Below are 26,839 nucleotides of genomic sequence, written 5' to 3'. Positions count from 1 at the left end.
GGCCCAGGAGGACGACCATGACCACGGCAACCGAACAGATCAAGACACTCACGTACGGCAACTGGCGCCGCCCCCGCAAGGCCGGCCTGGGCTCGCTGGGCCTGATCGGGACCGTCGGCCTCTTCGGCGGTCTCGTGCTGGTGCTGCTCGCGTCCATGATCTCGCTGGACGCGGCCCTGGTGGTGGGGCTGCCGCTCGCGTTGACGCTGGCGCCGCTGGCGATCCGCACTCCGGACGGCCGCAACGTCTTCCAGATGGTCGGCGTCCGGGTGGGCTGGTTGCGCCGCAAGTCCAAGCGGCAGCACCTCTACGTCTCCGGGCCGCTGTCGACACGCCCCGGCGGACGGTTCCGCCCGCCCGGCCTGCTGAGCCGGGCGGTCATGCTGGAGGGGCGCGACCCGTACGACCGCCCGTTCGGCGTGCTGCACCACCCCAACCGTCACCAGTACACGATCGTGCTCAGCTGCGAGCCGGACGGCGGGTCGCTGGTCGACCCGGACCAGGTCGACACGTGGGTGGCGCTGTGGGGCGACTGGCTGTCCCGGCTGGCGCACGAGCCGGGACTGCGCGGCGCCTCGGTGGTGGTGGAGACCGCGCCGGACCCCGGCACCCGGCTCGCCACCGAGGTGCTGGGCCGGATCTCCCCGGACGCGCCGCCCGCCGCCCGCGCGGTGATGGAGGAGGTGGTGCGCAACTACCCGGACGCGTCCTCGGAGATGAACACCTACCTGACGCTGACCTACTCGGCGCCCGGCGGCGCCCGGCGCGACGACGACACCATGCTCGCCGACCTGGGGCTGCGGCTTCACGGCGTGCTCAACGGGCTGGTGGCGGCCGGCGGCGGGTCGGCGGAGCCGCTGTCCGCGGAGCGGATCGCCGAGGTCGTCCGGGTCGCCTACGACCCGGCCGTCTCGGCCGAGGTGCTCGACGTACGCGCTCAGCACGGCGGCACCGGGCTGGAGTGGGACGACGCCGGGCCGGCCGCCGCGATCGAGTCGGTGACCGCCTACCAGCACGACTCCGGCGTGTCCCGGAGCTGGCTGCTGACCATGGCGCCGCGCGGCGTGGTGCGCTCCGGGATCCTGCGCAGCCTGCTCGATCCGGCCGCCGGCATCCGCCGCAAGCGGGTGGCCCTGATCTACCGTCCGATCGATCCGGCGACCTCCGCCCGGATCGTCGAGTCGGACCGCCGGTCCGCCCAGTTCATGGCGAACTCGACGAAGGGCCTGGTCCGGGCCCGCGCGGTCGCGGAGATCCAGGCGGCCGAGCAGACGGCGGCGGAGGAGGCCTCCGGCGCCGGTCTGGTCGAGTTCTCGATGCTGGTGACGTTGACCGTCGACTCGGCCGCCGAGGTGCGCGACGCCAACGTGACAATGCGGAACCTGCTCGGCGCCACCCGGATCGCGATGCGCCCGGCGGACCGGATGCAGGCCGCGGCGTTCACCTGCGCCCTGCCCGTCGGCATCCTGCCCTGGGAGCAGGCGTTCGTTCCGCACGACCTGCAGGAGGCGATGTGACGGGCGGCGACGGCGTGCGGCTGCTGGATCTCGGGGCGGGCTGGCCCCGGATGACGTCCGGACCGGTCACCGCGATGTCCGGTCTGGTGGTGCCGGACGTGGACGCGCAGGACCGGGAGCCCGACGAGACGGGCGAGCAGACCCCGCGGGCGCTGCGCCGGGCGCGTCGGCGGCGGGCTGCGGAGGAGGCCGCCGAGCAGCGGTACCGGCAGCGGCTGGCCCGGGCTGACCGCGCCGATCAGGTGCCGCACCGGGGGTCGCCCGTCGTGGGCGGCGGACGGGTGGCCACGCTGGACCCGCCGACCATGTGGCGGGCCACCACCGTGCAGGCGTGCGGGCTCTGGCCGTTCGCGTCCGGCTCCGGCGCCCCGATGACCGGGGTCCCGCTCGGCCAGCACATCAGCACCGGGGCCACGGTGTGCGGGGATCCGCTCAACTGGTTCACCCGGGCGCGCTACATCTCCAACCCGTCGCTGTTCATGCTCGGCATGCCGGGTCTCGGCAAGTCCACGCTGATCAATCGGATGCTGATCGGCCTGGCCGCGCAGGGCGTCGTCCCTCTGGTGCTGGGCGACCTGAAGCCCGACTACGCGGACACCGTCCGCGCGCTCGGCGGGCAGGTCATCTCCATCGCCCGGGGCGTCGGCGGGCTCAACGTGCTGGACCCCGGCGCGATGGGCGCCGCCGCCGCGCGGATCGGCGGGCAGGCCGGGCAGGCGCTGGCCGCCGAAACCCACGGCCGGGTGTTGAACATGGTCGCGGCGCTGCTCACCATCGTGCGGGGCGTGCCGATCAGCGACCACGAGCAGTCGGTGCTCTCGGCCTGCCTGCGGCACCTGCGCGAAGCCACGCCGCCGGGCCGGACGTACCGGCTGCCGGACCTGCTCGCGGTGCTGGAGGCGGGGCCGCCGCGGGTCCGGCAGGTCACGCTCGACCGGGGTCAGGAGTCGCGTTACCGTGACGCCGTCGACCCGCTGCACCGGTCGCTGCTCGGCATCCTCGACGGCCCGCTCGGCGACACCTTCGCCTCCGAGACCGCCACCCGGATCGACCCGGACGCCACCGCCGTCTGCATCGACATCTCCCGCATCGGTGAGGCGGACGGGCAGTTGACCGCCGCCGCGATGCTCGCGGCCTGGTCGGACGGCCTGGGTACGGTGTCCGCGTCGCACGCCTTGGCGGACTCGGGCCTGGCGCCCCGGCGCTGGTTCTTCACCGTGCTGGACGAGCTGTGGCGCCCGCTGCGGGCGGCTTCCGGCATCGTCGACCGGATCGACGCGCTCACCCGGTTGAACCGTTCGCTCGGGCTCGCCGACGCGAAGATCACCCACACCTTGAAGGACGCCGAGGCCCTGGGCAGCGAGGCGGACAAGGCGAAGGCCCGGGGTTTCGTGGAGCGCGCCGGCATGGTCGCCTGCGCCGGGCTGCCGAAGGCAGAGATGGAGGACCTGGGCCGCGTGGTGGGGCTTTCCCGGCGCGAGATCGACCTGGTCTCGTCCTGGTCCTCGCCGGCCGGCTGGGCGCAGGACGGCGCCAACGAGGAGCCGCCCGGCCGAGGCCGGTTTCTGATCAAGGTCGGTGGGCGGCCCGGCATCCCGATCCGGGTAGCGATCACGGACGCCGAGCGGCACCTGCACGACACGAACACGCGGTGGATCGCCAACGGCGACGCGGAGCGGATGCTGGCCGAACGCGCCGCGGTAGTGCGCGCCGTGACGGCCGGCGACCTTCCCGGGGCGGGTGCCCGGTGAAGCGCGGCACCGGCGGAGACCTGCTGGCCTGGCTGATCCCGACGCTCGCGCTGATCAACCTCACCGCCTTCGTCCTGCTGTGGCTCGGTGGCACGCTGGCCACCGCCGTCGGCGGGTACGGCTGGCATCCGCCTCCGTTCCGCCTCGACGTCTACCTGAGCCTGCTCGGCGGCGGTGTCGGGACGGTCTGGCCGGGCGTGCCGCCGGCCCTGGTGTACGGCGGCGCGGTCGTGCTCGTCCCGGCCGTCGCGGCACCGGTGGTCGCGGCGGCCCGCGCCGTCGCCCGTCGCCTCGGCCAGTCGTCGAACCTGGCCCGCGCAGCCGACCTGCGCGCCATGACCGGTAAGGCGGCCGAGGCCCGGGCCCGTGAGCTGCGCCCGTCCCTGCGCGACGCCGCCCGCCTGCGCCCCGACGACACCGGCAACCTGCTCGGCGATCTCCTGCCGTCCGGGCCGGAGCTGCGCTCGTCGTACGAGGACGTGGAACTGGACCTGATGGCCCCGCGGGCCGGCAAATCCACCGGGATCGCCATCCCCCGGGTGCTGCGGGCGCCCGGCGCGGTGCTGCTCACCTCGAACAAGTCGGACGTCTACCTGGTCACCCGGCAGGAGCGGGCCCGGGTGGGTCAGGTGTGGACGTTCGACCCGCAGGGCGTCGCGTACACCGAGCGCGACATGTGGTGGGACCTGCTCGGCGGCTGCCGCACCCTGGAGGGCGCGCGGCGGCTCGCCGGCCACTTCGTCAGCTCGGTCAACGACGACGCGTCGAAGCGGGACTTCTGGATCGCCGCCGCGCAGAACACGCTGACCGCGCTCTTCCTCGCCGCCTCGCACGGCGGCGCGACGGTCGGGGAGATGCTGGCCTGGCTCGCCGACCCGGGCGACCGTACCCCGGTCGACCTGCTCCGCGACGCCGGCCTGGACGCGATGGCCGATCAGCTCCAGGGCACTGTACGCGGCGCGGTCGAGACCCGCGACGGCATCTACGAGACGTCCCGGCAGTGCGTCGCCTGCCTGCTCGACCCGGAGATCCTGGCCTGGGTCAGTCCGGACCCGGACCGCCCCGAGTTCGTCCCGGAGGAGCACGTGCTCAGCCGGGACACGCTCTACCTGCTGTCCAAGGACGGCGGCGGCTCGGCCGCCGGAGTGATCGCCGGCCTGGCGGACGCCGTGGTCCGGGCCGGCGTGGTGGCCGCCGAGCGGATGGGCGGCCGGCTGGACCCGCCGATGACCGCCGTGCTGGACGAGGCGGCGAACGTGTGCCGCATCGCCGACCTGCCCGACCTCTACAGCCACCTCGGCTCGCGTGGCATCAGCGTGGTGACGCTGCTGCAGAGCTACCGGCAGGGGGTACGGGTCTGGGGCGAGGCGGGGATGGACGCGTTGTGGGGCGCCGCCACGGTCAAGCTGCTGGGCGCCGGGCTGGACGACGCCGATTTCGTGGACAAGGTGGCCCGTCTGATCGGCCAGCACGACGTCCGTACGCCAACCTACTCCCGGTCCCGCGACGGCTCGTCCCGGTCGGTGTCGTACCGGCAGGAGCAGGTGCTGCCGGCGGACCGGATCCGGGCGCTGCCGAAGGGCACCGCGCTGCTGCTGGCAACCGGCGTGCGGCCGGCGGTGATCCGGTTGCGTCCCTGGTACAAGGAGCCGGACGCCGGGCCGATCGCGGCTGCGGCCCGCGTCGAGGCGGAGGCGGTCACCGCGCGGGCGCGGGCGGCGGCCGGGCGCCAGCGGGCCGGGTGACGGCGTGTCGAAGCTGGCGGCCGCGCGGGCCGCGCACCAGACGGCGACGAACCGGTTCGGCGCCACCCAGATCACCTGGCTGATCATCTCGATGGTCGGGATGCTCCCGCTGGCCGCGATGGCGGCGCTGGCCCTGATCGTCCTGGTGGTCATCATCCTGCTCAGCGGTTCGCAGATGACCTCGTACTCACCGGACCCGGACAGCACGCTCGGCCCGGGCGCCGGCGGCAGCGTCCTCACCGAACTCGCCGGCGGCGACGGCCGCGGCGGGTTCAAGGAGTCGGGCGTGCCCGACGCGGACCTGGTCGCGCCGATCCGGGCGGCAGCCCGTGAGTGCGACCTGCTCACCCCCGTGATCCTCGCGGCCCAGATCGAGTACGCGTCGGACTTCGACGCGGACAAGGAGGGTCAGGACGGCCGCAAGGGGCTGTCCCAGCTCACCCCCGACGTGTTCGAGCGCTACGGCAAGGACGACGACGACAGCGGCGAGGCCTCGGCGCTGGACCCGGAGGACTCGATCTACGCCCACGCCCGGTGGTTCTGTCAACTGGCCGAGGAGACCCAGCGGATGCTGGACGAGAAGACGGTCGTCGGCGACCATCTCACGCTGACGTTGATGGCCTGGGACCAGGGCACGGAGGCGGTGAAGGCGCTGGGCGGCATGCCGGTCATCGTGCTGGACAGCTACCCGTTGCGGGTGCGCGGGCTGTTCGCCCGCTACACCATCGGCGGGACGGACACGTCCACCGCCTTGCCGACACCGACGGCGTCGCCGGGGGCCGGGGCGAAGAAGCGCGTGGTGACGGGGGACGAGGGCACGCTGCTGACCGGGTCGACGTTCGACACCATGTTCCCCGACCGCAACACTTTCTACACGTACGCCGGGCTCACCGACGCGATGGCCACGTTCCCCGACTTCGCCGGCACCGGCGACGAGGCGACCCGCAAGCGGGAACTGGCGGCGTTCCTGGCCAACGTGGACCACGAGTCCGGCGGCCTGGTCCACGTCGAGGAGATCGACCGGGCCGCGTGGGGCACCTACTGCGACGGCGGCCAGCCCTACGGCTGCCCGGCCGGCCGTAGCGCCTACCACGGGCGGGGGCCGATCCAACTCAGTTGGAACACCAACTACAAGGCGGCCGGCGACGCGCTCGGGCTGGACCTGCTCGGCAACCCGGACCTGGTGGCCACCGACCCGGCGGTGGCATGGCGTACCGCGCTCTGGTTTTGGATGACCCAGAGCGGCGCGGGCACGACCACCCCGCACGCCGCGATCACCGGCGGCGGGGGGTTCGGCGAGACGATCCGCAGCATCAACGGGGCGTTGGAGTGCAGCGGTGGCAACGCCGCGCAGGTGCGGGCGCGGGTCGACGCGTACCGGCGGTTCACCGCCGCGCTCGGCGTCGACCCCGGTGACGAGGGGACGCTGACGTGCTGACCGACGAGCCGCCGCCGAGGCCGTTCTTCATCCTCTACCTGGACGGACCCGAGTACGCCGAGGAGCTGCGCCGGCTCACCTCCTGGGTGGAGGGCCTGCTGCTCCCGGTCTACGGCGGCGAGGTCACCTCCGGCGCGCCCTGGTGCCCCCGCTGGCGGGAACACCCGGAGGCGATCGCCTACCTGCACGGGCTCTGGCTCGCCTGGCAGGAACGCACCGGCCCCCGGGCGGCGCCGACCGACCCGGCCCTCTGGCACCAGAACCACCTCTGGCCGACCATGGACGCGCTGCGCAACCCCAACGGACCGTTCGCCGGCTGCAAGCCCGGGGGACACCGGCCCAAGGACCGGCCCTACGTCGAGCGCGACGACTGAGCGGCCCGCCGGGGGAACCGTCCGAAAGGGCGGCAGCCGGGGCGGCCGGCCGTCCTTCGGCCGATGCCGGCGAGGTAGCGGTGGCGGCGAGCGTTGGTTGAATGCCCCCGGTGAAGGTCGTTGGTGCGTGCTCGCAGTGTCACGCCCCGGTGGGACTGTCAGAATAGTGCTTAAGGAGCCGGTGCGCGAAGGCGAGGAGAAGGCATGAGCGACTGGAACGACAAGATCATCGTCGAGTTTCGCGCCAACGGTGGGCAGGTCGGCGGTCAGTTCGCTGGCGCGCCGCTGCTGCTGCTGCACACGATCGGCGCCAAGAGCGGCCAGCCGCGCGTGAACCCGATGACGTACCAGAAGGTGGACGGCGGCTACGCCGTGTTCGCGTCCAAGGGCGGTGCGCCCACCAATCCCGACTGGTACCACAACCTGCTGGCTCAGCCGCAGGTCCGCGCGGAGATCGGTACGGACAAGGTCGAGTTGGTCGCCAGAGTTGCCACTGGGGACGAGCGGGAGCGGATCTGGAACGCGCAGAAGGCCGCGTATCCAGGCTTCGCCGACTACGAGCAGAAGACCACCCGCCAGATCCCAGTGGTGGTACTGGAACCTGCGCCGTAGGCAGAGACGGCCCAACTCCATCGCCCGCCGGTGCGGGCCACGCCGCTGATCTGGCACGTATCCGCTCACGCCGCTGACCAGGCGCGGTGTTCGTGGGGGATGCTCTCCAACCGATCGATCCAGATGAGAACCGGCGTTGGCACCAGCCAAAGCCCAAGGCTGGCAGCTCACTCCGCGAGGTCGGCGGTCGGTGCGAACCACGGATCCGGGGAGCAGATTGGGAGCAACAGGGTGCTCTAAACGGCCTTGAACTGCGGCCAACGGCGTCGAACGGCCCTCAACAGCACCCACCCCTACCTGCGGCTCTACGTTCACGCAGGTCGGAGAGGGTGCAGCGTCCTGTTTCACACCGAAGAGGTCGCTGGTTCGATACCAGCATCGCCCACTCTCAGTTTGTACGGTCAGAAGCCCGTTATCGGAGTAGCCGGTAACGGGCTTCGCCGTATGTGCCGCTTACATTGGGAGCAGATTGAAAGCAGCGGTGTGTCGCGTGGTTGAGCGGCGACCGCCGCGATGATCGCGGGTGTGCCCTCTGGCACCTGGCCCTCTTCGGGCTGGCTGGGCCGGTCGGTGGTCCGGCTGGGGACCACCTGCGGGGTCGCTTTGAGCACCGTGGGTGCCGCAGGTTCCTCTGTAGATGCCGCTGCGGCGAACGGCGGCTGCATCAGCCACGCAGCTAGCCAGGCGCAGCCTCCCGCGCTCTCTCAGCTCGACCGTCCCCGCCAGGGCAGTGTTCCGGCGGGTGGTAGAACGGGGCATGGAGATCGCGCAGCTCAGCCAGGCGTTGGATGACATCTTCGACGGCGCGATCGTGCATCACGGGTACACCGACTACGTCCGCGACTACGAAGTCATCGTCTACGTCACCGCAGACCCGCGTACCGGCATCCCACCCGTCCACCTCCGCTACCTCTTCAAGTACTGCGTCGCAGCCGAGGTGCAGACGGCGGTGAGTCCCGAGACCTGGCGTTGCTCGCTCGACGAGCGACTGACCGACCGGGAGATCGGTCCGGACCTGGACGGCTTTGTGTGGGCGGTGCGCTGGCAGCCGCTCTACCCAGGTGCGGAGGTGGTGGCAGACTCCGAGCGTGCCCGGTCGTGGGCTGACAAGGTCGGCATTCCCTTTCACGAGGTCCGCTTCAAGATGAACGCTCACGCCATCACTCTCATCTTCAGCGACCTTGACGTGACGGAGGTGAGGGAGGGCTACGCGCCCTTCACAGTCACCGAGGACGATTGAGGCAAGGATCTTGCAACTCGCCTGGGGGTGACTAACTGGTGACGATCGGGTCGGACGCCAGCGGACGAGCAGGAATACTGATGGACGTTCCCAGCAGTTCAACGCCCGCGAAACGGCGGGCCAACCCCCGTGTTGGTTGCCTGGGGGTCAAGGAGTCGGCGGCTCTTGCGATGCGTCGTGCCCCTGTGCCAGCGCCAACATCAGCGTAGCGACGGCCAGGCGCCGGATGGAGCAGCTGACGGACCCGCTGCTGGTATGCCTGGTAGAAGGGTTCCTCGGTGAGGCGGTCCAGTACGTCGACCCACGAGTCCGGGTCTGACTGGCGGTCGACGTCGGTGAACCCATGCATGATCGACAGCCTATTTCCGCGATTGCGGCGGCACTGCTGCCTCGACAGCAACGCTGACAGCAACCGTGCTGGACGGCGGCGTACCAGCAAGCGCGGAGACGGATGCTTCGCCGAGCTGACGGCCCTCCCCGGCGTAGTTCTCCTCGGTTGGCAACACGAGTAGACCACCTACGGCAGTGGCAGACGGGCCATCTGGTCGCTCTGCCCGCGCACGCGAACGCTGAAGCCGTCCCCATAGGAGGCGCCTCGCCCAGCCGGGGTAGATTCGCCGCCACAACGGGTCTCGACGGGAAGGCCAACGGGGATGGACGCCAGGACCGAAGAACTCCGAGACGCCCATGACGTGCTCTCGGAGTGGTACGCCAAGAACCTAACCGGAGTGCTCGAGAGCATGCCGGTCGAGCGGGCGATGCTCGACCTGTTCGCCGAGATGACCCTGGCGGTGGGCGTGGAGATCGCGGACGTGGGCTGCGGCACCGGACGGCTTCTTCCCTACCTTGCGAGCCGAGGCCTGTCGCCTCGCGGCGTGGATCTCTCGCCCGGGATGGTCGAGGTGGCTCGACGGGAGAACCCCGGCTTCACATACGAGGTTGCCGACCTACGCGGCCTGCCGTTCGAGGACGCCTCGCTGGCCGGGGTGGTCTGCTGGTTCTCGCTGATCTACCTGGCACCAGAAGCCAGGGTTCCGGCCTTCGCCGAACTCGCCCGGGTAGTTAAGCCGGGCGGATACCTGGTGACCGCATTCAAGCACGGCGATGGTACCGGGCACCGTAACCCTCCCGGCAGCCGCGTCGGGAGCTTCGGCATCGACTTCGACCGGTACTGGCTCTCTGCCCGAGAAATGGAGGAACGCTTCACCGCCGCCGGGTTCGCACTGATCTTTCAGGGCAGCACGCCACCCGAAGAGCCGGAGCCCTCATACGGGTACATGCTGGTCCGCAAGACCGACTCCGGAATTGGGTAGGGGATCACGGGTCGTCGACTGTCGCATTGACAAGTCTGCTCACATCGACGTCGGTCGCACAGATCCGCCGCGCCGGACCGGTAGCAGGTCCCGTCAAATGAGACCCCGATCCCATCCGTGACTTCCTTGCATGGCGGGTGGTGCGCAGGAGCGACGCTCGGTCCGGGGTTCGCTGCGGCCGCGTCTCAGGGTCATGCGCGGACATGGCGACCCGTTAGGCCAGGGCGGTCTGATCCTGTTTCGCTGTTGCGAGACGCCTGACCGTCGTCCGGTATCCTCGCGGCCCAGGTGATCGCGCTGACGGGGAGCGGACGATGACTGACGTATCGGCGCAGGCAAGCGAGGGGCTGGCGGCCTTCGCCGCGGCGACGATGCCGGCGTTCATTGAACGGATCCCTGCGATGCCCGCGCGTCTGCTGGGTCGCCTGGCCGTGCCAGAGGAGGCGGATTCGCATTCGGTGGGTGCTCACCGGTTCGACCACTCGGCCGGTGGTGAGCCCGAGTGCGTGACGGCGTTGCGAGCGCTGGGGCCGCTGCCGGTGGAGCGCCTGCTCGGCGCGCTCGAGTTGGTTGTCGGCCGCCATGACTGGAGTTGTGCGCCGGACCTCGTGGCGGGTCTGCTCCGGCCTCCGGATGCCCAGTATGTGTGGATGGCCGCAGGTAGTCACGATAGCGAGGCGACGTCCGCGACGGCTTTGCTGCACCGACTGCGTCCCGGACTGGCCGACCGTACGGTTGCGTTGGTGCGAGAGCTTGCGGCGCACCCTGTGATCGCGCCGCTGCTGGCGGTCACGCCGGCGGCGACGGATGAGCCATCGATCGCGGCCGAGCACGGTGCAGCTCATCTCGGCTTGGCGGTGGCGGTTGCTGGTGCCGTGGTCCACCAGGCGGCGCCACCAGTGATCGTGGAGCGTGCCGCCGCCACCGTCGGCCTGGGAGTCGGCGCCGCGGCGCTACTGCTGCGGGACGCACTCATGCCTCCGGCATATGCGGCGGCGATGCTCGCCAGGATCCGCGCGGAGTACCTGCTGCCGCGCCATATGTCCGGCACGGTGACCGTGGCCGAGCACCGGTTCGGGCTTGCCGAGCACGAGTTGCCCGAGCAGGCCGACTTCGCAGGCAACGGGATGGTCGCCGTGGCCGACGGCGGCATCGTCGTGCGCACCGGTGTCGCAGTGGGCACGGTCCGCGTTGAATTGGCCGTGCTCGCGGAAGCCCCGGACGAGCTGGAGTCCGGCTGGGAGGAGATCGTCGAAATGAGCTGGCGTGCCGCCGAGGGGCGCGCATCAGTGATGGCGCCGGACGGCACGGGCGGCCGCAGCCTACGCCGGCAGACCCCGCCGTGGCCCGGCGAATACCGGACCCGGGTACACGCCCGCGGGCGCGACGACCTCGACGCCGATCTCGAGAGCTACAAGCTCGTCGTCTGGGGCGCACCCGCCGCACCGGAAATCGCCTACAAGCTCACCGACCAACTTGGGCACCGGCTGCGCGGCGTGCCCGAGCCGGCCCGGCCCCCCGAGCACGCGTACCGATGGATTCGCCGTAGCCCGCTCTCCCAGGCGGCGACTGTCACCGTCGTCACTGGCGCTACGGTCGAGCAGGCGTTACGTGCGTTCGGAGCCGACCCGGACCAGCCGGAATCGGTCGATGACATTCAGCGCGACCTGTCACTGCGTCGTGCCATCGACCCCTGGATCACCGTGCTGGACGGCGGTGACGCGGTCCTGGTCGTGGAGGACAACGGCTTCCGCGGCACGGACGCCGCAGTGCTGCGTAACGCGTCGGCCGGTGGCCGGGCCGCCAGCATGTTCTGGAACGTCAACGCCGTCACCCGGCTCTCCTTCGCCGAGGCAGGTCAACTGCTCGCTGCCTTCGAGCCATGGGGGCGCGACGAGTACCCGCCGGAGGTTGCCGCAGCTCTCGCCGGGATCGACTTCGCCGAGCGCGGCGATCGCAATGAGAAGGGACTGGTCGCGGTCGCACGGTTCACCGGCCGGGGCATCACCGCTGCCGACCTTCACCGGATCCGCGCGGACGGTATCGGTTACCGCATCACAGGATAGGCACACAGCCGCACCGCGGTCCGAGACGAGGACCTCAGCCACATCCATCACAGCGGACGATGATCCTGTTCCAGCCCGACGCCTACCGCCGAGGTGCTCTAGCGGCTGTCCACCTCCAGTCACCCGCTACAGCTGGCCGCGAGCTACGTGGACGTGGCTCGGAATATCCATTGCCATCCGATCAGCGCAGCGCCTACCTTGAATGAGCAAGGTCGTCCCGACCAACCTGAGGAGTTCCCCGTGTTGCAGTACGCCTACACCGAAACCACGCGGCTCATGCCGCGCGGCGGTGTCGTGCTGCCCTCGATTGGACGAGCCCACGATCTGTGCGCGAGTGAGCGGAACTGGAAGCCGGGGTGGCGGCGCGAATAGCGCCAGCGCAAGCTGCGAAGCCGCCCACCCTGACAGGGATAGGGCGGCTTTCTCGTTACTGGAACAACTTCATAGGGGCGTAGCTCAACTGGTGGAGCACCGGTCTCCAAAACCGACGGATGCAGGTTCGAGTCCTGCCGCCCCTGCTTTTCGTCCCGGCTTCGGCCGGCGGCGTTGTAGGTTCTCAACTCCACAGTGGATGGCATTGGTAAGGCCCCGGCCGGCGCCCGTATGGGCCGGCCGGGGGCACTACCTCCGGGACGAGGGAGACGGCTGACCCGCTCGCTTTGGGAGCGAGAGACACGGGGTTCGACACCCCGGTCCCGGACGATGGGGTTGTAGCTCAGTTGGGAGAGCGCCGGTTCGGCAGACCGGAGGTCGAGGGTTCGAATCCCTTCTTCTCCACGCTTCATGGGCCGTTGGAGCAAGCTGGCAGCTCACCTGGTTCTCAGCCAGGAGGTTACGGGTTCGAGCCCCGTACGGCCTACGCACGCAGGATGCCATGCGGTCGTGGTGAACTTGGCGGACACGTCGGTCTTCCAAACCGAAGAAGCGGGGTCGGTGCCCGCCGACCGCTCAACCGTTCCGGGATGCTCTGCTGGCAAGGGCGACGGGACTTTGGATCCCGGTACGAACGCAGGTTCGATTCCTGCTCCCGGAGCTCGCACTCGACCAGCGGAGAGAGTCGTCTCGGGATCTGCGAATCCGGAACTCGACTGCCTCTTGGTGGATGGTTCGACTCCGGCCGACGGCTCCACGCGGTTGTAGCTCAGCTGGTAGAGCGCGACGTTGCCAACGTCGAGGTCCCGGGTTCAAGTCCCGGTAGCCGCTCGATGTCTCTTACATAGAGACAATGCGACATCGCCGAGTTAACACCTATCGGTGAAGTGCCAAGTTCCGTTGGCAAGACACCTCGTCCTGCCAACACGACCACCGGTTTCGTTGCAAGATCACGGAAGGAGGGACCTGGTGGACGCCGTTCTCGTCATCAACGCCGACCTCGGCCCGCTCCACCGGGTCACGGTCGCCCATGCGATCCGGATGCTCTGCCGGCGGGTCGCCGAGATCCACGAAGCCGAACCCGACCAACTCATCGGCGTGTTCCCCATGCCGAAGGTGGTCCGGCTCGTCCGGTACGTCGGCACCCGGTGGCGGTACACGAAGGGCCCCGCCTGGTCCAAGGGCGGCGTCCTGGCCCGCGACGAACGGCGGTGCGGCTACTCCGAGGGTCCGTCCGTGACGGTCGACCACATCCTGCCCCGCCCGGGGTGGGCAGAACACCTGGCGGAACACCGTCAGCGCGTGCGCGCCCTGCAACCAGCGCAAGGGCGACCGGACCCCGGCCGAGGCCGGCATGGTGCTTCGCATCAGCCCGGTCGTGCCGGCGTGGGGGTCGCTGGCGCAGCGCTGACTCGGCTGGCGGGCCATCACCCCGCCGGCCGCGATGGGAGCTGATGTAACCGGCAGCATCGCTGGCTCTGACCCAGTGCGTAGAGGTTCGAATCCTCTGCTCCCAGCTCGATGCCCTCGTAGCCCAACGGCAGGAGGCACCAGGTCGAGGGCCTGGACAGTGCGCGTTCGAATCGCGCCGAGGGCACCAGGCCGGCGTAGCTCAGTTGGCAGAGCACGCGCCTTGTAAGCGCGAGTGGGCCGGTTCGATCCCGGTCGCCGGCTCCACACACCCGGTGGGTGTCTCGCGGGCCGGGACGCGACAAGGCAGGGATAGCGCCCCTGACGGTGATCCGTCGGTTAAACGGCGGCGCCGCCCCGGCACGCGAGTGACCCAACGGGACCACGCCAGCGAAGCTCCCCATGGCAGAGCGCGCCCCTCGTAAGGGCGAGGATGCGGGTTCGACTCCCGTCGCTGGCTCTCTTGCCGACGTAGCTCAACGGTAGAGCGCTCCGCTCATAACGGAGGGGCACCCGGATCGACACCGGGCGTCGGCACGCACCAACCACGCGCTCGTGGTGGAACCTGGTAGACACGCCGGCCTCAGAAGCCGGTGCCGAAAGGCGTGGGAGTTCGACTCTCCCCGAGCGCACGACAGGCCCGCCGCGGCCCAGCCAAGCACGGCCCGGCGGGCGGTGTCGAGGGCGAACGCGGAACCCGGCAACACCGCGCGGACGCGGCGCGGTCAACGGGAACGCCCGGAAGGTGGATGGGCGCCACCGCCCCGCGACAACGGGGAGATCCGGTTCAAGTCCGCCCGGGTCTTGGGGTCGTAGCTCAGTTGGTAGAGCACCTGCCTTGCAAGCAGGACGTCGTCGGTTCGATTCCGTCCGACTCCACTCCCCCGGCCGCCGGCCGGGACCATGCTGACGTAGCTCAGCGGCAGAGCATCCGGTTGTCAGCCGGAAGGCCGCGGGTTCGAGTCCCGTCGTCAGCGCGCAAGGAGGGTTGCCATAGGTAGGGCAGACGGACTGCTAATCCGTTGCGGCCTCGGCCGTTGTGGGTTCGACTCCCGCACCTTCCGCAATGGGTCGACAGCGACCGCCCCTGCCTGCTCCCACAGACAGGAAGCGCTCCTCGAAGTCGACCCTTCGCCGCCCGCGTCCCGGGGGTGTAGTGCCCGTTCCGCGAAGTCACTTGCTTGTACTCCTCGATCAGCATTCGGGTTCGCTCCGCCTTCACACGACTGCGCATGTAGGGGTGGACCTGGCGGAGCATCGCGATGATGCTGGCGGCACCGAAGACTCGCCAGGACCAAGCTTGGCGGTGGTGTTCCTGAGTCTTCTTCTTGGCGATCAACTTCCCACCGTAGAGCCGTTGAAGCTCCTCCAGAATGTCCCGGTCGGTGTTGTCGACACAGACCATCGGCTTCCGAAACACCGAATATTGAGATCCACCGTAAACGTTCAGAGTGATCGTGCCGTCGCCGTCGAGAAGGCTGGCGGTCCCGGCAAGCTTTACATTGGAAGGCGTACGTACAGCATACCTTCCGCCAAGCCGTCGTAGCTCAGCGGTTAGAGCACCGAGCTGATAACTCGGGGGCCGGAGGTTCGATTCCTCCCGTCGGCACGCAGCGCGAATGCCAGCCAGGCGACCGCGCCGGACCACCTGCTCCGTCGAGGAACGTCCGGGCTCCGCAGGGCAGGGTGGTTCCTAACGGGAACCCCGGCGAAAGCCGCGGGACAGTGCCGCAGAGAACACCGGGCCGCCGGGGGTGGGACAGAACCCGGCGTACCGGCCGGCTTCCCTCGCCTGCAACAACAATGCCCCCGTAGCTCAGTGGATAGAGCACGAGATTACGGATCTCGGTGTCGCTGGTTCGATTCCAGTCGGGGGCTCTTTCGGGACGTGGCGCAGTTTGGTAGCGCATCCGGCTGGGGGCCGGAGGGCCGTCGGTTCGAATCCGGCCGTCCCGACTCAACGGGTAGTGGCGCAGCTTGGTAGCGCGCTCGCTTCGGGAGCGAGAGGCCGCAGGTTCAATTCCTGTCTACCCGACTCGTGGAGGGTTCCGGCCCGTGGGGGCCAGCCGGTCTTGAAAACCGGAGGGGGGTGCAAGCCCTGGCGTTCGACTCGTCAACCTTCCGCCAAGCCTTCGTAGCTCAGAGGCAGAGCATCCGACTCTTAATCGGAGGGCCGGGATTTCGAAATTCCCCGAAGGCACAATTTCGCCCCGCTAGCTCAGGGGATAGAGCAGCAGTTTCCTAAACTGCGTGTCGCTGGTTCGATTCCAGCGCGGGGCACGGCACGGGCCGCTAGCTCAGTGGTAGAGCTGCCGACTTTTGATCGGAGTGTCCAGAGTTCGATCCTCTGGCGGCTTACTTGCGGGATGGCGCAGTCATGGAAGCGCGCTGGGCTCATAACCCAGAGGCCGCCGGTTCGAATCCGGCTCCCGCTCCCAACGGTCCTGTCCATTCGGGTCGGCCCTGGCGCAGGGAGTGCCAGGCGCATGCGCGGCAGTACACTCCGCGGCCGCCCCCTCATCGCGCCCTGATAGCTCAGCGGGAGAGCACCGGTTCGACAGACCGGGGGTCGCTGGTTCGACACCAGCTCGGGGCACGCAACGCGCGTTCGGTTATGGGTGGGCCCTGGGTTTTTCAAGCCCATGAAGCGGGTTCGAGTCCCGCACGCGCGACCATTCCCCTGTAGCTCAAAGGTAGAGCGGCCGGCTGTTAACCGGCTGATCTTGGTTCGAGTCCAGGCAGGGGAGCCAAGCCCGTGTAGCTCAGCGGCAGAGCACCGCTCCCACACAGCGGGTCGCCCTGGTTCGAGTCCAGGTACGGGCACTGGCCTTCGGGCCGCAGTTGTGGCTGTAGCTCAGTGGTAGAGCGCCCGGTTGTGGCCCGGGAGGTCGCGGGGGTCAGTACCCGCCAGTCACCCCAACGGAGTGCGCCACCGATGGTGAGGTGGGCCGGGCTGTAACCCCGGTGCGTTCGCGCTCAGGGAGTTCGAATCTCTCCACTCCCACGCATGCCTGCGTAGCTCAGGGGACAGAGCACCAGCTTCCGGAGCTGGGTGTCGGGGGTTCGATCCCCTCCGCGGGCGCTTGCTGCCTGGTCGTGTGCCCGAGTGGTGAGGGAGCGGTCTGCAAAACCGCGTACGCCGGTTCGATCCCGGTCACGGCCTCAACTGCCATCCACTGTCGGATAACGAGCGAGATGCTCCGGTCGACCAACTGTCGCGGCTCAGGACGCGCTGCGCGTCACCGGATCTCGTTGTCGGGGTGGTCGCTGTCGTACGCCTGACGGGCTTCAGAGATGGCTGCGCGGTGTGCCAGTGACCAGTCGGCGAGTGCTTTGACGAGGTGAGTGAGGCTTGTGCCGGTTTCGGTGAGGCGGTAGTCGACCTGGGCGGGCACGGTCGCGTACACGGTCCGAAGGACGAGGCCGTCTCGTTCCAGGCGGCGCACCGTGAGGGTCAGCATGCGCTGGGAGATCCCGTCGATGGCGCGCTGGAGTTGGCGGAAGCGTCGCGGCCCGTTGGCGAGTTCGACGATCACGAGAACCGACCACTTGTCGCCCACCCGGTCAAGAACGTCTCGGATGCCGCAGTCTGCGTGATCCGGCTGTCCGCATGGTTCGAGCTCGGCGGCTCCCGCGGTTACTTCGGTGTGCGCTAGTGACACGAGACTGCCTCCTTGTGAGCCACCGGGCGCGGGTCCAGGCTCTCACTGTAGTTACTGAAGAGAACCACGGTAGGGGACCGAATCGCAATGATCATGGTGACCGGCGCCAACGGACAGCTCGCTTCGCTCACACTCGCAGAGCTCGGCGAGCGAGACGTACCCGCCCTGGCAGGAAGTCGCACTCCCACCAGCGCACAGCGCCACCTTGACTTCGACGACCCCGCAACCCTCGATCTCACAGGCGTTTCGACCCTGGTCCTCGTCTCGGCCGGGTATGCCGAGGACGACCAGGTCATCGCGCGTCACCGGACTCTTCTCGACGCTGCAGGCCGCGACGGCGTGGCCCACGTGGTTTACACCAGCCTGACCAGCGCCGGGGACCACCTCGGGTTCGCGCTCGCCCACAGGGCCACCGAGCGAATGATCAAAAGCGGCGGGCTCGCGTGGACCATCCTGCGAAACGGGCTGTACGCCGAACTGTTCGGTGCCTTGCTCGCGTGGACTCCTGACGGGCTGGAGTCAGCATTCGGGACCGGTGCACTCTCCGCGGTAGCGCGGGCCGACCTGGCAGCTGCCGCAGCCGTCGTCGCAAGCGAGCCCACCGCGCACGTCGGCAAGGTGTACGACCTGGTCGGGGACCCGATTACCGCTGGCGGCATCGCCGACCGTCTCGGCGTCGCGCACCACACAATCGGCCTGGGTGAGTACCGCACCCGGCTTCTCGGCGACCCCAACCTGCTGCCATTCCAGCCGCCGATGCTGGCCTCAATCGCTACCAGTGTCCGCCACGGGTTCCTCGACAACACCAGCCCCGACCTCGTGCGCCTGCTTGATCGACCGCTCACGGATCCACTCACCGTCGCTGCGGATGCCACGGCCGCCACGCGCCCTGGCACGCACTGACACAGATGCTTCACAAGAATGCCCTCCGCTCATGCCGATGCGCGTGCGAGGGCTTGAGGGGTCGCGACGGCGATGAGTTTCGCTATGGTGTCCATTCTGTCGTCCCATGCACCCGACCTCCGACTCTCGAGGAGAGCGTCATGACCGCTACGTACAGGAGGCACGGGTGAGGCTTCTTCTGACGTCCGGGGGCGTCCAGAACCCGAGCATTCGCAATGCGCTGGTCGACCTGCTGGGCAAGCCGATCGCCGAGTCCACGGCCCTGTTCATTCCGACCGGTATCTACCCCTTCCCCGGCGGAGCTGAGAAGGCGTGGAAGGCGATTCACGGCCAGGCCACCATCCCGCTGACCCAGCTCGGTTGGAAATCCCTGGGGATATTGGAGCTCACCGCACTGCCGACCATTCGAGAAGAGAACTGGGTCCCGGCCGTCCGGCAGGCCGACGCCCTCCTCGTCTGGGGCGGCGATGTGCTCTACCTGACCTACTGGCTGCGCCAGTCGGGTCTGGCCGACCTCCTACCGTCGCTGAGCGATACGGTTTACGTGGGGGTGAGTGCCGGGAGTATCGCGGTCACCCCGTACAACTGCGATGCCGAGTTCGACCTCGAATTCGTCCCCGACGGCAGCGACATGGCGGGGGCGCTGACCGGGCGCTGGGGCTGGTGGATTTCACGCTGTACCCACACCTCAATCACCCGGACATGGAGGGCACCGAGCTGTCCACCATTCAGAAGTGGGCGTCCGGAATCCCGGTCCCGACCTACGCCATCGACGATGACACCGCCATCAAGGTGGTCGACGGCGTCGTCGAGGTTGTCTCCGAGGGGCACTGGAAGCTCTTCCCCTGATAGCCGCCGCCAACAGCGATCGGCATGCCGGGCGTCAGTGCGGGTACGCGCCGGACTGGGCCGGGCACCACACCAGAGCGAGGCCGTCCAGCACTGTGGATCGCGGGCGAGGAGCCGCTGCGGTTCCTTCGCAGCGGCACCACAACCGTCGCCGGACGCGGACCGGCCTCCATGGCGATCATCGACCCATCCCGCTACGATCCGATATCGATAGATAACTGAGCGTCAATGCGGTGGTGGTCGCAAGCCCTGGACGCTGGCAATCCGGCGCCGCTACGGACGTGGTGCCGGCCTGAGGATCACGCCGCCTCGACGAAGGGAATCCGGATGACGGAGAGCGCGCAGACCACCGAGAGTCGCACCGTTCCGCCCGCGCGGCCGTACCCGTTCAGTGTGCCCGACCGCCTCGTCGTCGATCCGACCTATGGCGAGCTGCGCGAGAACGAGCCGATGACCCGGGTAAAGCTCCCCTACGGCGAGGAGGCGTGGCTCGCCACCCGGTACGAGGACGTCCGTACGGTCCTCGGCGACGTGCGGTTCGGCCGCGCCCTGTCCGTCCAGCGCGACGAGCCCAGGCTCACCCCGCGCCAGCAGTACAGCGGCATGCTGACCATGGACCCGCCCGATCACACTCGGCTGCGCCGGTTGGTGGCGAAGGCGTTCACGGCACGTCGGGTGGAGGCGCTGCGACCCCGAACCCAGGAGATCGCCGACGCGCTGGTCGACGACATGGTCCGGCTCGGTCCTCCGGCCGACCTGGTGGAGCACGTCGCCACGCCGCTGCCGATCCAGGTGATCTGCGAGCTGCTCGGGGTCCCGTACGCCGACCGCGACCGCTTCCACGTCTGGTCCGAGGCGATCGTCTCGACCACCTCGCTGCCCCTGGAAACGATCCAGGAGTACCTGAACAATCTCTGGGGGTACATCGGTGGTCTGGTCGCCGAGCGGCGCCGCGACCCGGGGATCGACGACCTGCTCGGCGCGTTGGTGCGGGCCCGCGACGAGAATGAGGATCGGCTCAGCGAGACCGAGCTGGTGGAGCTGGCCGGAGGGCTGCTCGCAGCCGGCCACGAGACCACGGTGACCCAGATCCCCAACTTCGTCTACGTCCTGCTGCACAATCCGGACCAGCTCGCTCGGCTGCGGGCCGATCCGTCGCTGGTGCCGGCCGCGGTCGAGGAACTGTTGCGGTACGTGCCGCTCGGCGTCGGCTCCTCCTTCGCCAGGTACGCCAAGGAGGACGTCGAGGTCGGCGGGGTGCTGGTCCGGGCCGGTGAGCCGGTTCTCGGCTCGCTGTCGTCGGCGAATCGGGACGGTACCGTCTTCGCCGACCCGGACCGGCTGAACTTCGACCGCGAGCAGAACCCGCACCTGGGCTTCGGGCACGGCGTACACCACTGCGTCGGCGCGCAACTGGCCCGCATGGAGTTGCAGGTCGCCGTCGCCACCCTCGTGACGCGCCTGCCCGGATTGCGGCTTGCCGTTCCGGAAGCCGAGCTGGAGTGGAAGCGGGGCATGTTGGTGCGGGGCCTGCTCGGCATGCCGGTGGCCTGGTGAGTACCGCGTGGCGGATCGGGGTGGACTCGGGCCGCTGCATCGGCACGAGCATCTGTGCCGGTACCGCGCCTGAGCACTTCCGCCTGGTGGGCGGCCTGTCCGAGCCGCTGGCCGACGTCGTCGCCCCGGCCGACGTCGTCCTCGACGCCGCCGACTCGTGCCCGGTGGAAGCGATCACGGTCCGCGATGCCACCGACGACCGGCTGATCGCGCCGGAGGAGTGACCCGACCGAGGGTCGCGACGGTCGTGCCGCCGCGCTGGGCGCGAAGACCGGCGCGGGCGGCGGATGATGGTAGGAGTGAGGCCTCGGCGCACGCGTTGGCATTGCTGCGGTCGCCGCCTATGGTGGAGACATGTCCCCGGTGACGTTCCGCTCTCGTGCCGTCACCGGTGTGGCGGCAATCGGGGCTGCCTACGTGGCGACGGCGGCGTGCCGGATGGTCGGGATGCGGGTGCCGGTTGTCCGCGTGCTGCACATCGCGCCCACCTCCCGGCTGTCGAGCCCGGCGCGAACCGGCCGAGGCCCCCCGCGGAATCGTTGCATCACGGAACGACCGCCAGGGCGAAGCTATCAAGCTTCGGCCCTTTTCTTTTTCCTTTCGAAAGGCAGAGGTAGACCATGAGCGTCGATCATCGAACCGTCGACCAGGGTTGGCTGGCTGATCTGCGAGCGTCCCTGGCGGAAGACTTCGCCACGCAGACGGCTCGGCTACGGGAATTGACCGAGCTCAACGCGGACACCGGCGACCCGAGCGAGGCCCACAACCGGGCCGCACTGCTGGTGGCCACCCGCCGCAACATCGAGCAGATCACCGGTGCGCTGAGCCGCATCAGCGACGGCACCTACGGTGCCTGCACGAAGTGTCACCAGAACATCCCGGCCGAGCGGCTCGAAATCCTTCCGCACGCGCAGTTCTGCGTGTCCTGCCAGGCGAAGCACAACGGCTGATTCCCGGTGTGGCTGCCGTGCCTCGGTGGGCACGGCAGCCACAGGCCGTCACGCAGGAGATGACTCCGCCACCGTGACGACGTCCAGGACGTCAAGGATTCCCAGTAGCCCGGCGAGGGTCACGGCCTCGGAGCGGGTCAGGGTCAGCGAGTAGGTGGCGTCGGGGTCGTCGGGGGACTCGTAGACGAGATCTCGCCGGCCGCCCGAATGGTGCGTGACCACGCCCACGCGGCGGCCGTCGGCGGTGGTGAACATGCGGCGTACCCCGATACCGGGCAGCGGGGTCAGTTCGACAATCATGGGGACTCCAGCGGGCAGGGCGGCGAATGTGCGCGGCGGCTCGGCAGCGGCGCAGGCCGGCGAGTGTGGCCAGGCGAAGTGCGGCGGGGCGCGGTGACAGCGCGGCCGACCTGCCATGGCGGCCAGCCGGGCGGCGCCATGGGACTGGCGCGGGCGGGGCGAGTGGATCAGGCAAGGCCCCGCGCATGGCGCGGGGGAGCACGATCCGCCGACCAAGCGGGCACACAACCGGGGATCGCCCGCCGTGCGGAACGGAACACGATGCACAGCCCGATCGACCGGGTGGCGGAGAGCACCAGTACGAGCACGGCAAGCAGCAGCATCGTCGGCAGCGGCGCTCGCCCGCCGACGCGCCGAAGGCTGCGTCGATCGTGCATGCCCGAACCATAGCCGTCGCCCAGAGTGGAGACCACATCCGCATCGGGTGACCGCCCATGCCCCGCCAGCAACGCCGGCGACGACCCCGCGCGCCGGGCTGGATAGTCCATCGCTTCGTGAGCGCCGGAATGCTACGAAGGGACGTGCCTGACATGACCAGTTCCCTTGATGCCACGTCCCTGGAGACTCCGCGGCTGCTGTTGCGCCGCTGGCAAAGCAACGATCTGGACGGCTTCGCCGCGGTGAACGCACAGCCCGAGGTCATGCGCTACATCCATGACGGCCGCACCCTGGACCGGGCCGCGACCGCGGAGCGCCTGGCCAACTATCAGCGGCACTGGGAGGAGCACGGCTTCGGCCTGTACGCGGTGGAGATCAAGGAAACCGGCGAGCTGGCCGGTTTCACCGGGCTGGCGGTGCCAACCTTCCTGCCCGAGATCATGCCGGCCGTGGAAATCGGCTGGCGGCTCGGCCGCGCGTACTGGGGCCGGGGCTTCGCCACCGAGGCGGCCCAGGCCGTGGTCGCCCACGCTCGTGCCGAGCTCGGACTGCGGCGGCTGGTCAGCATCCACGTTGTCGGCAACGAGGCGTCGGCGCGAGTGATGGTCAAGCTGGGCATGGCGCTGGACCGCGAGACCGTGCAGCCGGACACCGGCCGCCAGGTCCGGGTCTATGCGATGGATCTGTAAGCGGTCCACCCAGCGGCCGTCCCGACAGCCGTTTCGGGGAGCCCGCTCACGATGAGCCGGCTCCCCGGAACCTGGCCCGGGCTCGAACGGTGCTTTCCCCTACGGCGACGGCTCGCACAAGTGGATCCCACCGGTGCTAGCTGAATCGAGCCGAGAGGCGCGGATGCTGGTGATGGCGACGACAGTGCGTCGGTGAAAGGCTTTCTTGCCCGTCGGTGTCGACCGACGCGGTGTATTGACTGTGTGATGATCGGGTGGTGCGGGTGATGATGGCCACCGATGCGGGGCACCCGGGGCGGAAGAATGAGGACTTCGCCGGTGCCGTGCCGTCCGGCATGGTTCTGGTTGACGGCGCGGGTGGCATCGCCGGCGCCGAGAAGGTCTGCCATCACGGCGTTACCTGGTACGCCACCCGTCTCGGCGGTGCTCTCCTGGGCGCGCTGTCCCACGACCGGACCCTACGTGAGGTGCTGGCCGAGAGCATTGAGCGGATCACCGACGAGCATCGCGACACCTGCGATGTCACGAATTCCATCAGCCCTTACGCGGCCGTGGCGATGCTCCGATTCTCGGATGGTCTCGTTGAGCACCTGGTCCTCGGAGACGCCGTGGCGGTCATCGGCCGGACCGGGGCCGATCCCTTCGTCGCCCACGATCCGCGCGAGGTGATGATCGCCCGCTCCGTGGAGGCCCGGCTGAAGGGCGTGCCGGAGGGCACTTACGAGTACCGGCGACTCATGCTGGAGTTGCGTGCACAACGGAACAGCCCGGGCGGTTTTTGGGTGGCCAAGGACGACCCGCGGGTGGTGGACGAGGCGATCACCGGCAGCTGCCCAACGGACGAGATGACCGTTGCTGCGCTGCTGAGCAACGGCGTGAGCCGGCTGGTGGACACCCTCAGACTGACCAGTTGGGCGGGACTGCTGCACCTGGCGGGGACGGTCGGACCCGGCGAGGTCATCCGCTGGGTCAGGGAGGCTGAGGTTCGCGGCGACGTCGCCCCTGACGACGCGACGATCCTCTGCTGCAGCCGGACGAGACAGCTCGGCGACGGGTGACTCGATTGCCGTTTGCCGGCCGGGCATACTCGCTGTTCATGACGTACGACCTCGCGGTTTGGCAAGGCGAGCGCCCAGACGAGTCGAACGCGGCCGCGACTTTCAGCGCCTTGTACGACCAGTCCAGGCAGACCGCTTAGCCTGGACGGCGTCCCCATGCCGAGATCAGCGGCGCGAGGGTGAGGTCGAGCTCGCCGGCATCGACGGCGGCCAGGTGCGCGTCGATCTCGGCGTCGTCGGCCAGCCCGGCGGCGAGCAACTCGGCGCGGACCATGCGTACCGTCGCGATCTCCAGCCGGTCGCAGGCCACCCCACCGACTGGGAAGCAGCCGGCCGCTGCCACATCGACCAGGCCCGCCGCGCGCAACGCCTGCGGCAGCGTACGGCCGTAGCGCAGGTCGGCGCCGCGGCGCGTCATCAACTCCCGGACGGCACGCCGCAGCCGGTTGGCACGCCGCTGCGCCGGACCGACCTCATCGAGACAGGCCAACGGCTGCAACTCGGTGTCGGCATCCTCGACCAACAACCAGCCGCCGGGCCGCAGCGCCGCCACCATCGTCGCCAACGCCCGGGCCCGGTCGGGCACGTGAACGAGCACGAGCCGCGCGTGTACCAGGTCAAACGTGCCGGACTGCGGCGGCGGGTCCCCGACGACGTCGTGCCGAAGAACCTCGTACCCGCCCTGCGGGTCCAACCAGGCCGGATTGATGTCCGTGGCCAGCACGTAACCGGTTGGTCCGACGGCCGTGGCCAGGGCCTCGGGAATGCTGGGACCTCCGGCACCAACTTCCCAGCAGCGCCAGCCCGCCCGCACTCCGAGCCGGTCGAGGTGCCCACGCGTGACACCGTCGAACAGCTCGGCCAGCCAGCTGAACCGCTCGCCCGCCTCGCGCCGGGCATTGTCGAGCAGGTAGCGGTGATCCGGGGCAGGCTCCGGGGAGTGTGGCGACGGGGTCGTGGCCTGCGCGCCCGCAGTATTCACCGGCCCGCCCGTCGTGTACGGCTCGGGCCCGGGATCGACGACGGGCTGCGATGAACTCATGCCCACATCCTCACGCCCGATCGTGTACGGCGTCAGCGCGACACGGGCTGAAACCAGACACAGCAACGCCTCGACCGGCCCAGTCGCAGGGGGCTCACGAGTCGGCGAGCCGAAGGAGATCACGTAGGTGGGCAACCTCGGAGCGGTTCTCCGGACCGAATCGCTGCAGTGCTCGGCGCCACGCGTCCACCGCCGCGAGCAGGTCGCCCGCGGCGTGGTGCGTGGTGCCGAGGTGGGTGAGCGTGCGTTTGAGCGGGACGCGCGCCGACGGTGCGCTGGCGACGGGCGCGGTGGCTACCGGCGCGCGAGCTGCGGGGGTGGCGTCGTTCGGTGCCCTCGCCGTAGGGGCGCTGGCCGCCGGGGCCGTGGCTGTCGGGGTGCTGGTCATCGGGCGGCTAGCCATTCGCCGGGCGGTCGTGCGGGAGCTGCGCGTCGGCCGGTTGGAGATCGACGAGCTGGTGGTGCACAGCCAACCCGCTGCCGAGGGATGACCCGCTCCCGCGCTGGGCGCGAGACCGTCGTTGGTGGTGCGCGGGAAACCGTGGAGGTGGCGGGCAGCACCGAGTCCGGGAGACTGGCGGGGCATCAACTCGCCCGGGTCAAGAACCAACGCGGTGCGGTCCGTCGGCGGGACGCGTTCGCGCCGACGGACCGCACCGGAAACGACGCCTACGGTTTGCGGGCGAGGAGCCCGACGAAGGTGTGATAGGTGTCGGTCTGCATCGGCGCGGGCGTACCCGGCTCTGGGCGCCACTCGGCCAGCGGCACCAGCCCCGGCTCCAGCAGCGTCAGCCCATCGGCGAACGAGAGGATCTCCTCGTCCGTACGCCAGCGGCCGGTGCCCAACGACTCGTTGAAGACCCGCTCGACCTCGCGGGCCTTGCGGGAGCCTTCGGGGTCCCGCTCACCCGGGTCGCGGAAGTGCGAGATCGCCACATAGCTGCCGGAGGGCAGCGCGTCGATCAACGCCGCCGCCACCGCTCGCGGATCCTCGTCGTCACCGAGGTGGTGCAGGATCGCGAAGAGCAACAACCCGATCGGTCGGTCAAAATCGAGGAACCGACGTACGTCCGGATGGTTGAGGATTTCCTGTGGTGCCCGGACGTCCGCCTGGATCACCGTCGCGGTGCCCTCCGCGGCGAGCAGGGCCCGTCCGTGTGTCAGGACGATCGGATCATTGTCCACATACACCACCTGAGCCTTCGGGTTCTGCTCGGTGGCGACCTCGTGCACGTTGCCCTGGGTGGGCAGCCCCGATCCGATGTCGAGGAACTGGTCGATGCCCGCCTCGGTGACCAGGAAACGAATCACGCGACGCAGAAAGGCCCGGTTCGCCTGACCGGCTGCCGGCCCATCCGGTGTGATCCGCAGGGCGTGCTCGGCGACCTGTCGGTCGACCTCGAAGTTGTCCTTGCCGCCGAGGAAGAAGTCATAGACCCGGGCCACGCTGGGAATGCTGGGGTCGATGCCGGGGGGTGCCGCCTTGTCGCGGGTCACAGGCGTCTCCATTCGATCGGGACGGGCGCAGTCTGAGGTCTGCGGGCGGTGCCGGATTGCGGCGAGTCTAGCGATCGGAAGGGTTGAATTTTACCCCGACTGGTATCGCTCCCAGC

General features: G+C 69.5%; 22 protein-coding genes, 32 tRNA genes and 2 pseudogenes. 51 read left to right on the top strand and 5 right to left on the bottom strand.

Annotated elements, in window-relative coordinates:
* The first annotated feature begins 17 nt into the window (after nt 1-17).
* From ABZT87_RS30550 to ABZT87_RS30345, 42 genes and pseudogenes are all read left to right on the top strand, one after another.
* A complete protein-coding gene (locus tag ABZT87_RS30550) occupies nt 18-1,517 on the top strand; it encodes an SCO6880 family protein (RefSeq protein ID WP_354855686.1) in 1,500 nt (499 codons plus the stop codon).
* Nucleotides 1,514-3,268 carry an ATP/GTP-binding protein gene (locus ABZT87_RS30545; protein WP_355139843.1) on the top strand — a complete coding sequence of 585 codons (1,755 nt, stop codon included), beginning with the start codon at nt 1,514-1,516 and terminating at the stop codon, nt 3,266-3,268. Before ABZT87_RS30550 ends, ABZT87_RS30545 begins: the two co-directional genes overlap by 4 nt.
* A complete protein-coding gene (locus ABZT87_RS30540; protein WP_355139841.1) occupies nt 3,265-5,013 on the top strand; it encodes a TraM recognition domain-containing protein in 1,749 nt (582 codons plus the stop codon). Before ABZT87_RS30545 ends, ABZT87_RS30540 begins: the two co-directional genes overlap by 4 nt.
* 4 nt (nt 5,014-5,017) lie before the next feature.
* Nucleotides 5,018-6,451 (top strand): glycoside hydrolase family 19 protein, encoded by a 1,434-nt coding sequence (locus ABZT87_RS30535; protein ID WP_355139839.1) that lies wholly within the window; start codon nt 5,018-5,020, stop codon nt 6,449-6,451.
* Entirely contained in the window at nt 6,445-6,825 is a 381-nt protein-coding gene (locus tag ABZT87_RS30530; RefSeq protein WP_354855682.1) for a DUF4913 domain-containing protein, read from the top strand. The genes ABZT87_RS30535 and ABZT87_RS30530 overlap by 7 nt, the downstream gene beginning before the upstream one ends.
* Before the next feature lie 204 nt (nt 6,826-7,029).
* Nucleotides 7,030-7,437, top strand: a complete 408-nt coding sequence (locus ABZT87_RS30525) for a nitroreductase family deazaflavin-dependent oxidoreductase (RefSeq protein ID WP_355139837.1) — start codon at nt 7,030-7,032, stop codon at nt 7,435-7,437.
* A gap of 757 nt (nt 7,438-8,194) precedes the next feature.
* A complete protein-coding gene (locus ABZT87_RS30520; RefSeq protein WP_355139836.1) occupies nt 8,195-8,677 on the top strand; it encodes a hypothetical protein in 483 nt (160 codons plus the stop codon).
* 653 nt (nt 8,678-9,330) lie between these two features.
* Nucleotides 9,331-9,990 (top strand): class I SAM-dependent methyltransferase, encoded by a 660-nt coding sequence (locus tag ABZT87_RS30515; RefSeq protein ID WP_355139834.1) that lies wholly within the window; start codon nt 9,331-9,333, stop codon nt 9,988-9,990.
* A 314-nt stretch (nt 9,991-10,304) separates the two neighbouring features.
* Complete coding sequence (locus ABZT87_RS30510) at nt 10,305-12,056, top strand: DUF6461 domain-containing protein (protein WP_355139832.1); 1,752 nt, start codon at nt 10,305-10,307, stop codon at nt 12,054-12,056.
* 445 nt (nt 12,057-12,501) lie between these two features.
* Nucleotides 12,502-12,574, top strand: a tRNA-Trp gene (locus tag ABZT87_RS30505).
* 186 nt (nt 12,575-12,760) lie between these two features.
* Nucleotides 12,761-12,833: transfer RNA gene (locus ABZT87_RS30500), tRNA-Ala, on the top strand.
* Between the two features lie 8 nt (nt 12,834-12,841).
* Nucleotides 12,842-12,915 (top strand) — tRNA-Glu (locus ABZT87_RS30495).
* Nucleotides 12,916-12,932: 17 nt separating this feature from the next.
* A tRNA-Gly gene (locus ABZT87_RS30490) sits at nt 12,933-13,005 on the top strand.
* 7 nt (nt 13,006-13,012) lie between these two features.
* A tRNA-Gln gene (locus ABZT87_RS30485) sits at nt 13,013-13,089 on the top strand.
* 97 nt (nt 13,090-13,186) lie between these two features.
* Nucleotides 13,187-13,259: transfer RNA gene (locus ABZT87_RS30480), tRNA-Gly, on the top strand.
* A 138-nt stretch (nt 13,260-13,397) separates the two neighbouring features.
* Nucleotides 13,398-13,839 (top strand): annotated as a pseudogene (locus ABZT87_RS30475) (HNH endonuclease).
* A 34-nt stretch (nt 13,840-13,873) separates the two neighbouring features.
* Nucleotides 13,874-13,945, top strand: a tRNA-Gln gene (locus ABZT87_RS30470).
* Nucleotides 13,946-13,951: 6 nt separating this feature from the next.
* Nucleotides 13,952-14,028, top strand: a tRNA-Leu gene (locus tag ABZT87_RS30465).
* A 1-nt stretch (nt 14,029) separates the two neighbouring features.
* Nucleotides 14,030-14,105 (top strand) — tRNA-Thr (locus tag ABZT87_RS30460).
* A 119-nt stretch (nt 14,106-14,224) separates the two neighbouring features.
* Nucleotides 14,225-14,298, top strand: a tRNA-Thr gene (locus ABZT87_RS30455).
* 5 nt (nt 14,299-14,303) lie between these two features.
* A tRNA-Met gene (locus tag ABZT87_RS30450) sits at nt 14,304-14,375 on the top strand.
* 12 nt (nt 14,376-14,387) lie between these two features.
* A tRNA-Leu gene (locus ABZT87_RS30445) sits at nt 14,388-14,470 on the top strand.
* 174 nt (nt 14,471-14,644) lie between these two features.
* Nucleotides 14,645-14,717: transfer RNA gene (locus ABZT87_RS30440), tRNA-Ala, on the top strand.
* 26 nt (nt 14,718-14,743) lie between these two features.
* A tRNA-Asp gene (locus ABZT87_RS30435) sits at nt 14,744-14,815 on the top strand.
* 5 nt (nt 14,816-14,820) lie between these two features.
* A tRNA-Ser gene (locus ABZT87_RS30430) sits at nt 14,821-14,902 on the top strand.
* A 472-nt stretch (nt 14,903-15,374) separates the two neighbouring features.
* Nucleotides 15,375-15,447: transfer RNA gene (locus ABZT87_RS30425), tRNA-Ile, on the top strand.
* A 196-nt stretch (nt 15,448-15,643) separates the two neighbouring features.
* Nucleotides 15,644-15,716 (top strand) — tRNA-Arg (locus tag ABZT87_RS30420).
* Nucleotides 15,717-15,720: 4 nt separating this feature from the next.
* Nucleotides 15,721-15,794, top strand: a tRNA-Pro gene (locus ABZT87_RS30415).
* A gap of 5 nt (nt 15,795-15,799) precedes the next feature.
* Nucleotides 15,800-15,873, top strand: a tRNA-Pro gene (locus ABZT87_RS30410).
* A gap of 5 nt (nt 15,874-15,878) precedes the next feature.
* Nucleotides 15,879-15,965: transfer RNA gene (locus tag ABZT87_RS30405), tRNA-OTHER, on the top strand.
* Nucleotide 15,966: 1 nt separating this feature from the next.
* Nucleotides 15,967-16,038: transfer RNA gene (locus tag ABZT87_RS30400), tRNA-Lys, on the top strand.
* Nucleotides 16,039-16,045: 7 nt separating this feature from the next.
* Nucleotides 16,046-16,118, top strand: a tRNA-Arg gene (locus ABZT87_RS30395).
* 6 nt (nt 16,119-16,124) lie between these two features.
* Nucleotides 16,125-16,196 (top strand) — tRNA-Lys (locus ABZT87_RS30390).
* A 2-nt stretch (nt 16,197-16,198) separates the two neighbouring features.
* Nucleotides 16,199-16,276: transfer RNA gene (locus ABZT87_RS30385), tRNA-Met, on the top strand.
* Nucleotides 16,277-16,362: 86 nt separating this feature from the next.
* Nucleotides 16,363-16,434, top strand: a tRNA-Val gene (locus ABZT87_RS30380).
* Nucleotides 16,435-16,439: 5 nt separating this feature from the next.
* Nucleotides 16,440-16,513: transfer RNA gene (locus ABZT87_RS30375), tRNA-Glu, on the top strand.
* 1 nt (nt 16,514) lies between these two features.
* Nucleotides 16,515-16,588: transfer RNA gene (locus ABZT87_RS30370), tRNA-Asn, on the top strand.
* A 1-nt stretch (nt 16,589) separates the two neighbouring features.
* A tRNA-Val gene (locus ABZT87_RS30365) sits at nt 16,590-16,661 on the top strand.
* Between the two features lie 20 nt (nt 16,662-16,681).
* Nucleotides 16,682-16,757 (top strand) — tRNA-His (locus ABZT87_RS30360).
* A gap of 2 nt (nt 16,758-16,759) precedes the next feature.
* Nucleotides 16,760-16,842: transfer RNA gene (locus ABZT87_RS30355), tRNA-Tyr, on the top strand.
* A 5-nt stretch (nt 16,843-16,847) separates the two neighbouring features.
* Nucleotides 16,848-16,920, top strand: a tRNA-Arg gene (locus ABZT87_RS30350).
* 10 nt (nt 16,921-16,930) lie between these two features.
* Nucleotides 16,931-17,001: transfer RNA gene (locus ABZT87_RS30345), tRNA-Cys, on the top strand.
* A 76-nt stretch (nt 17,002-17,077) separates the two neighbouring features.
* Here the strand turns inward: ABZT87_RS30345 and ABZT87_RS30340 are convergent.
* Nucleotides 17,078-17,398, bottom strand: coding sequence for a helix-turn-helix domain-containing protein (locus tag ABZT87_RS30340; RefSeq protein WP_355068497.1), 321 nt, complete (start codon nt 17,396-17,398; stop codon nt 17,078-17,080).
* Nucleotides 17,399-17,587: 189 nt separating this feature from the next.
* Here ABZT87_RS30340 and ABZT87_RS30335 point away from each other — a divergent pair, with 189 nt between their 5' ends.
* The 6 genes and pseudogenes from ABZT87_RS30335 (at nt 17,588) to ABZT87_RS30310 (ending at nt 21,759) form a co-directional block, all read left to right on the top strand.
* On the top strand, nt 17,588-18,403 hold the full coding sequence (locus ABZT87_RS30335) for an NAD(P)H-binding protein (RefSeq protein ID WP_355139830.1): 816 nt from the start codon (nt 17,588-17,590) through the stop codon (nt 18,401-18,403).
* A 106-nt stretch (nt 18,404-18,509) separates the two neighbouring features.
* A pseudogene (locus ABZT87_RS30330) lies at nt 18,510-18,926 on the top strand (hypothetical protein); the annotation flags it as partial.
* 140 nt (nt 18,927-19,066) lie between these two features.
* Entirely contained in the window at nt 19,067-19,252 is a 186-nt protein-coding gene (locus ABZT87_RS30325) for a hypothetical protein (protein WP_355139877.1), read from the top strand.
* Between the two features lie 327 nt (nt 19,253-19,579).
* Nucleotides 19,580-20,809 carry a cytochrome P450 gene (locus ABZT87_RS30320; protein WP_354862257.1) on the top strand — a complete coding sequence of 410 codons (1,230 nt, stop codon included), beginning with the start codon at nt 19,580-19,582 and terminating at the stop codon, nt 20,807-20,809.
* On the top strand, nt 20,806-21,033 hold the full coding sequence (locus ABZT87_RS30315; protein ID WP_354862258.1) for a ferredoxin: 228 nt from the start codon (nt 20,806-20,808) through the stop codon (nt 21,031-21,033). The genes ABZT87_RS30320 and ABZT87_RS30315 overlap by 4 nt, the downstream gene beginning before the upstream one ends.
* Nucleotides 21,034-21,429: 396 nt before the next feature.
* Nucleotides 21,430-21,759 carry a TraR/DksA C4-type zinc finger protein gene (locus tag ABZT87_RS30310; RefSeq protein WP_355139828.1) on the top strand — a complete coding sequence of 110 codons (330 nt, stop codon included), beginning with the start codon at nt 21,430-21,432 and terminating at the stop codon, nt 21,757-21,759.
* 48 nt (nt 21,760-21,807) lie between these two features.
* Here ABZT87_RS30310 and ABZT87_RS30305 read toward each other — a convergent pair whose 3' ends face one another.
* Nucleotides 21,808-22,059: a potassium transporter TrkA gene (locus tag ABZT87_RS30305; RefSeq protein WP_354863283.1), complete on the bottom strand. Its 252-nt coding sequence runs from the start codon at nt 22,057-22,059 to the stop codon at nt 21,808-21,810.
* A gap of 167 nt (nt 22,060-22,226) precedes the next feature.
* Nucleotides 22,227-22,436, bottom strand: coding sequence for a hypothetical protein (locus tag ABZT87_RS30300; RefSeq protein ID WP_354863284.1), 210 nt, complete (start codon nt 22,434-22,436; stop codon nt 22,227-22,229).
* 153 nt (nt 22,437-22,589) lie between these two features.
* On the opposite strand from ABZT87_RS30300, the gene ABZT87_RS30295 reads away from it, so the two are divergent.
* Nucleotides 22,590-23,126: a GNAT family N-acetyltransferase gene (locus ABZT87_RS30295; protein ID WP_354863287.1), complete on the top strand. Its 537-nt coding sequence runs from the start codon at nt 22,590-22,592 to the stop codon at nt 23,124-23,126.
* Nucleotides 23,127-23,392: 266 nt separating this feature from the next.
* Nucleotides 23,393-24,184 (top strand): hypothetical protein, encoded by a 792-nt coding sequence (locus ABZT87_RS30290; RefSeq protein WP_355139875.1) that lies wholly within the window; start codon nt 23,393-23,395, stop codon nt 24,182-24,184.
* A gap of 136 nt (nt 24,185-24,320) precedes the next feature.
* Here ABZT87_RS30290 and ABZT87_RS30285 read toward each other — a convergent pair whose 3' ends face one another.
* Nucleotides 24,321-25,226 (bottom strand): methyltransferase domain-containing protein, encoded by a 906-nt coding sequence (locus ABZT87_RS30285; RefSeq protein ID WP_355139826.1) that lies wholly within the window; start codon nt 25,224-25,226, stop codon nt 24,321-24,323.
* Nucleotides 25,227-25,462: 236 nt separating this feature from the next.
* On the opposite strand from ABZT87_RS30285, the gene ABZT87_RS30280 reads away from it, so the two are divergent.
* Nucleotides 25,463-25,717, top strand: a complete 255-nt coding sequence (locus ABZT87_RS30280; RefSeq protein ID WP_355068508.1) for a hypothetical protein — start codon at nt 25,463-25,465, stop codon at nt 25,715-25,717.
* Between the two features lie 178 nt (nt 25,718-25,895).
* Here the strand turns inward: ABZT87_RS30280 and ABZT87_RS30275 are convergent, their stop codons facing one another.
* Complete coding sequence (locus tag ABZT87_RS30275) at nt 25,896-26,723, bottom strand: SAM-dependent methyltransferase (protein WP_354861117.1); 828 nt, start codon at nt 26,721-26,723, stop codon at nt 25,896-25,898.
* Between the last annotated feature and the right edge of the window lie 116 nt (nt 26,724-26,839).

Source organism: Micromonospora sp. NPDC005237 (genome assembly GCF_040607775.1).
In the GTDB taxonomy this organism is placed as follows: Bacteria; Actinomycetota; Actinomycetes; order Mycobacteriales; family Micromonosporaceae; genus Micromonospora.
The sequence above is the reverse complement of the archived record's forward strand: the minus strand, read 5'-3'. Positions and strand labels throughout refer to the sequence as shown.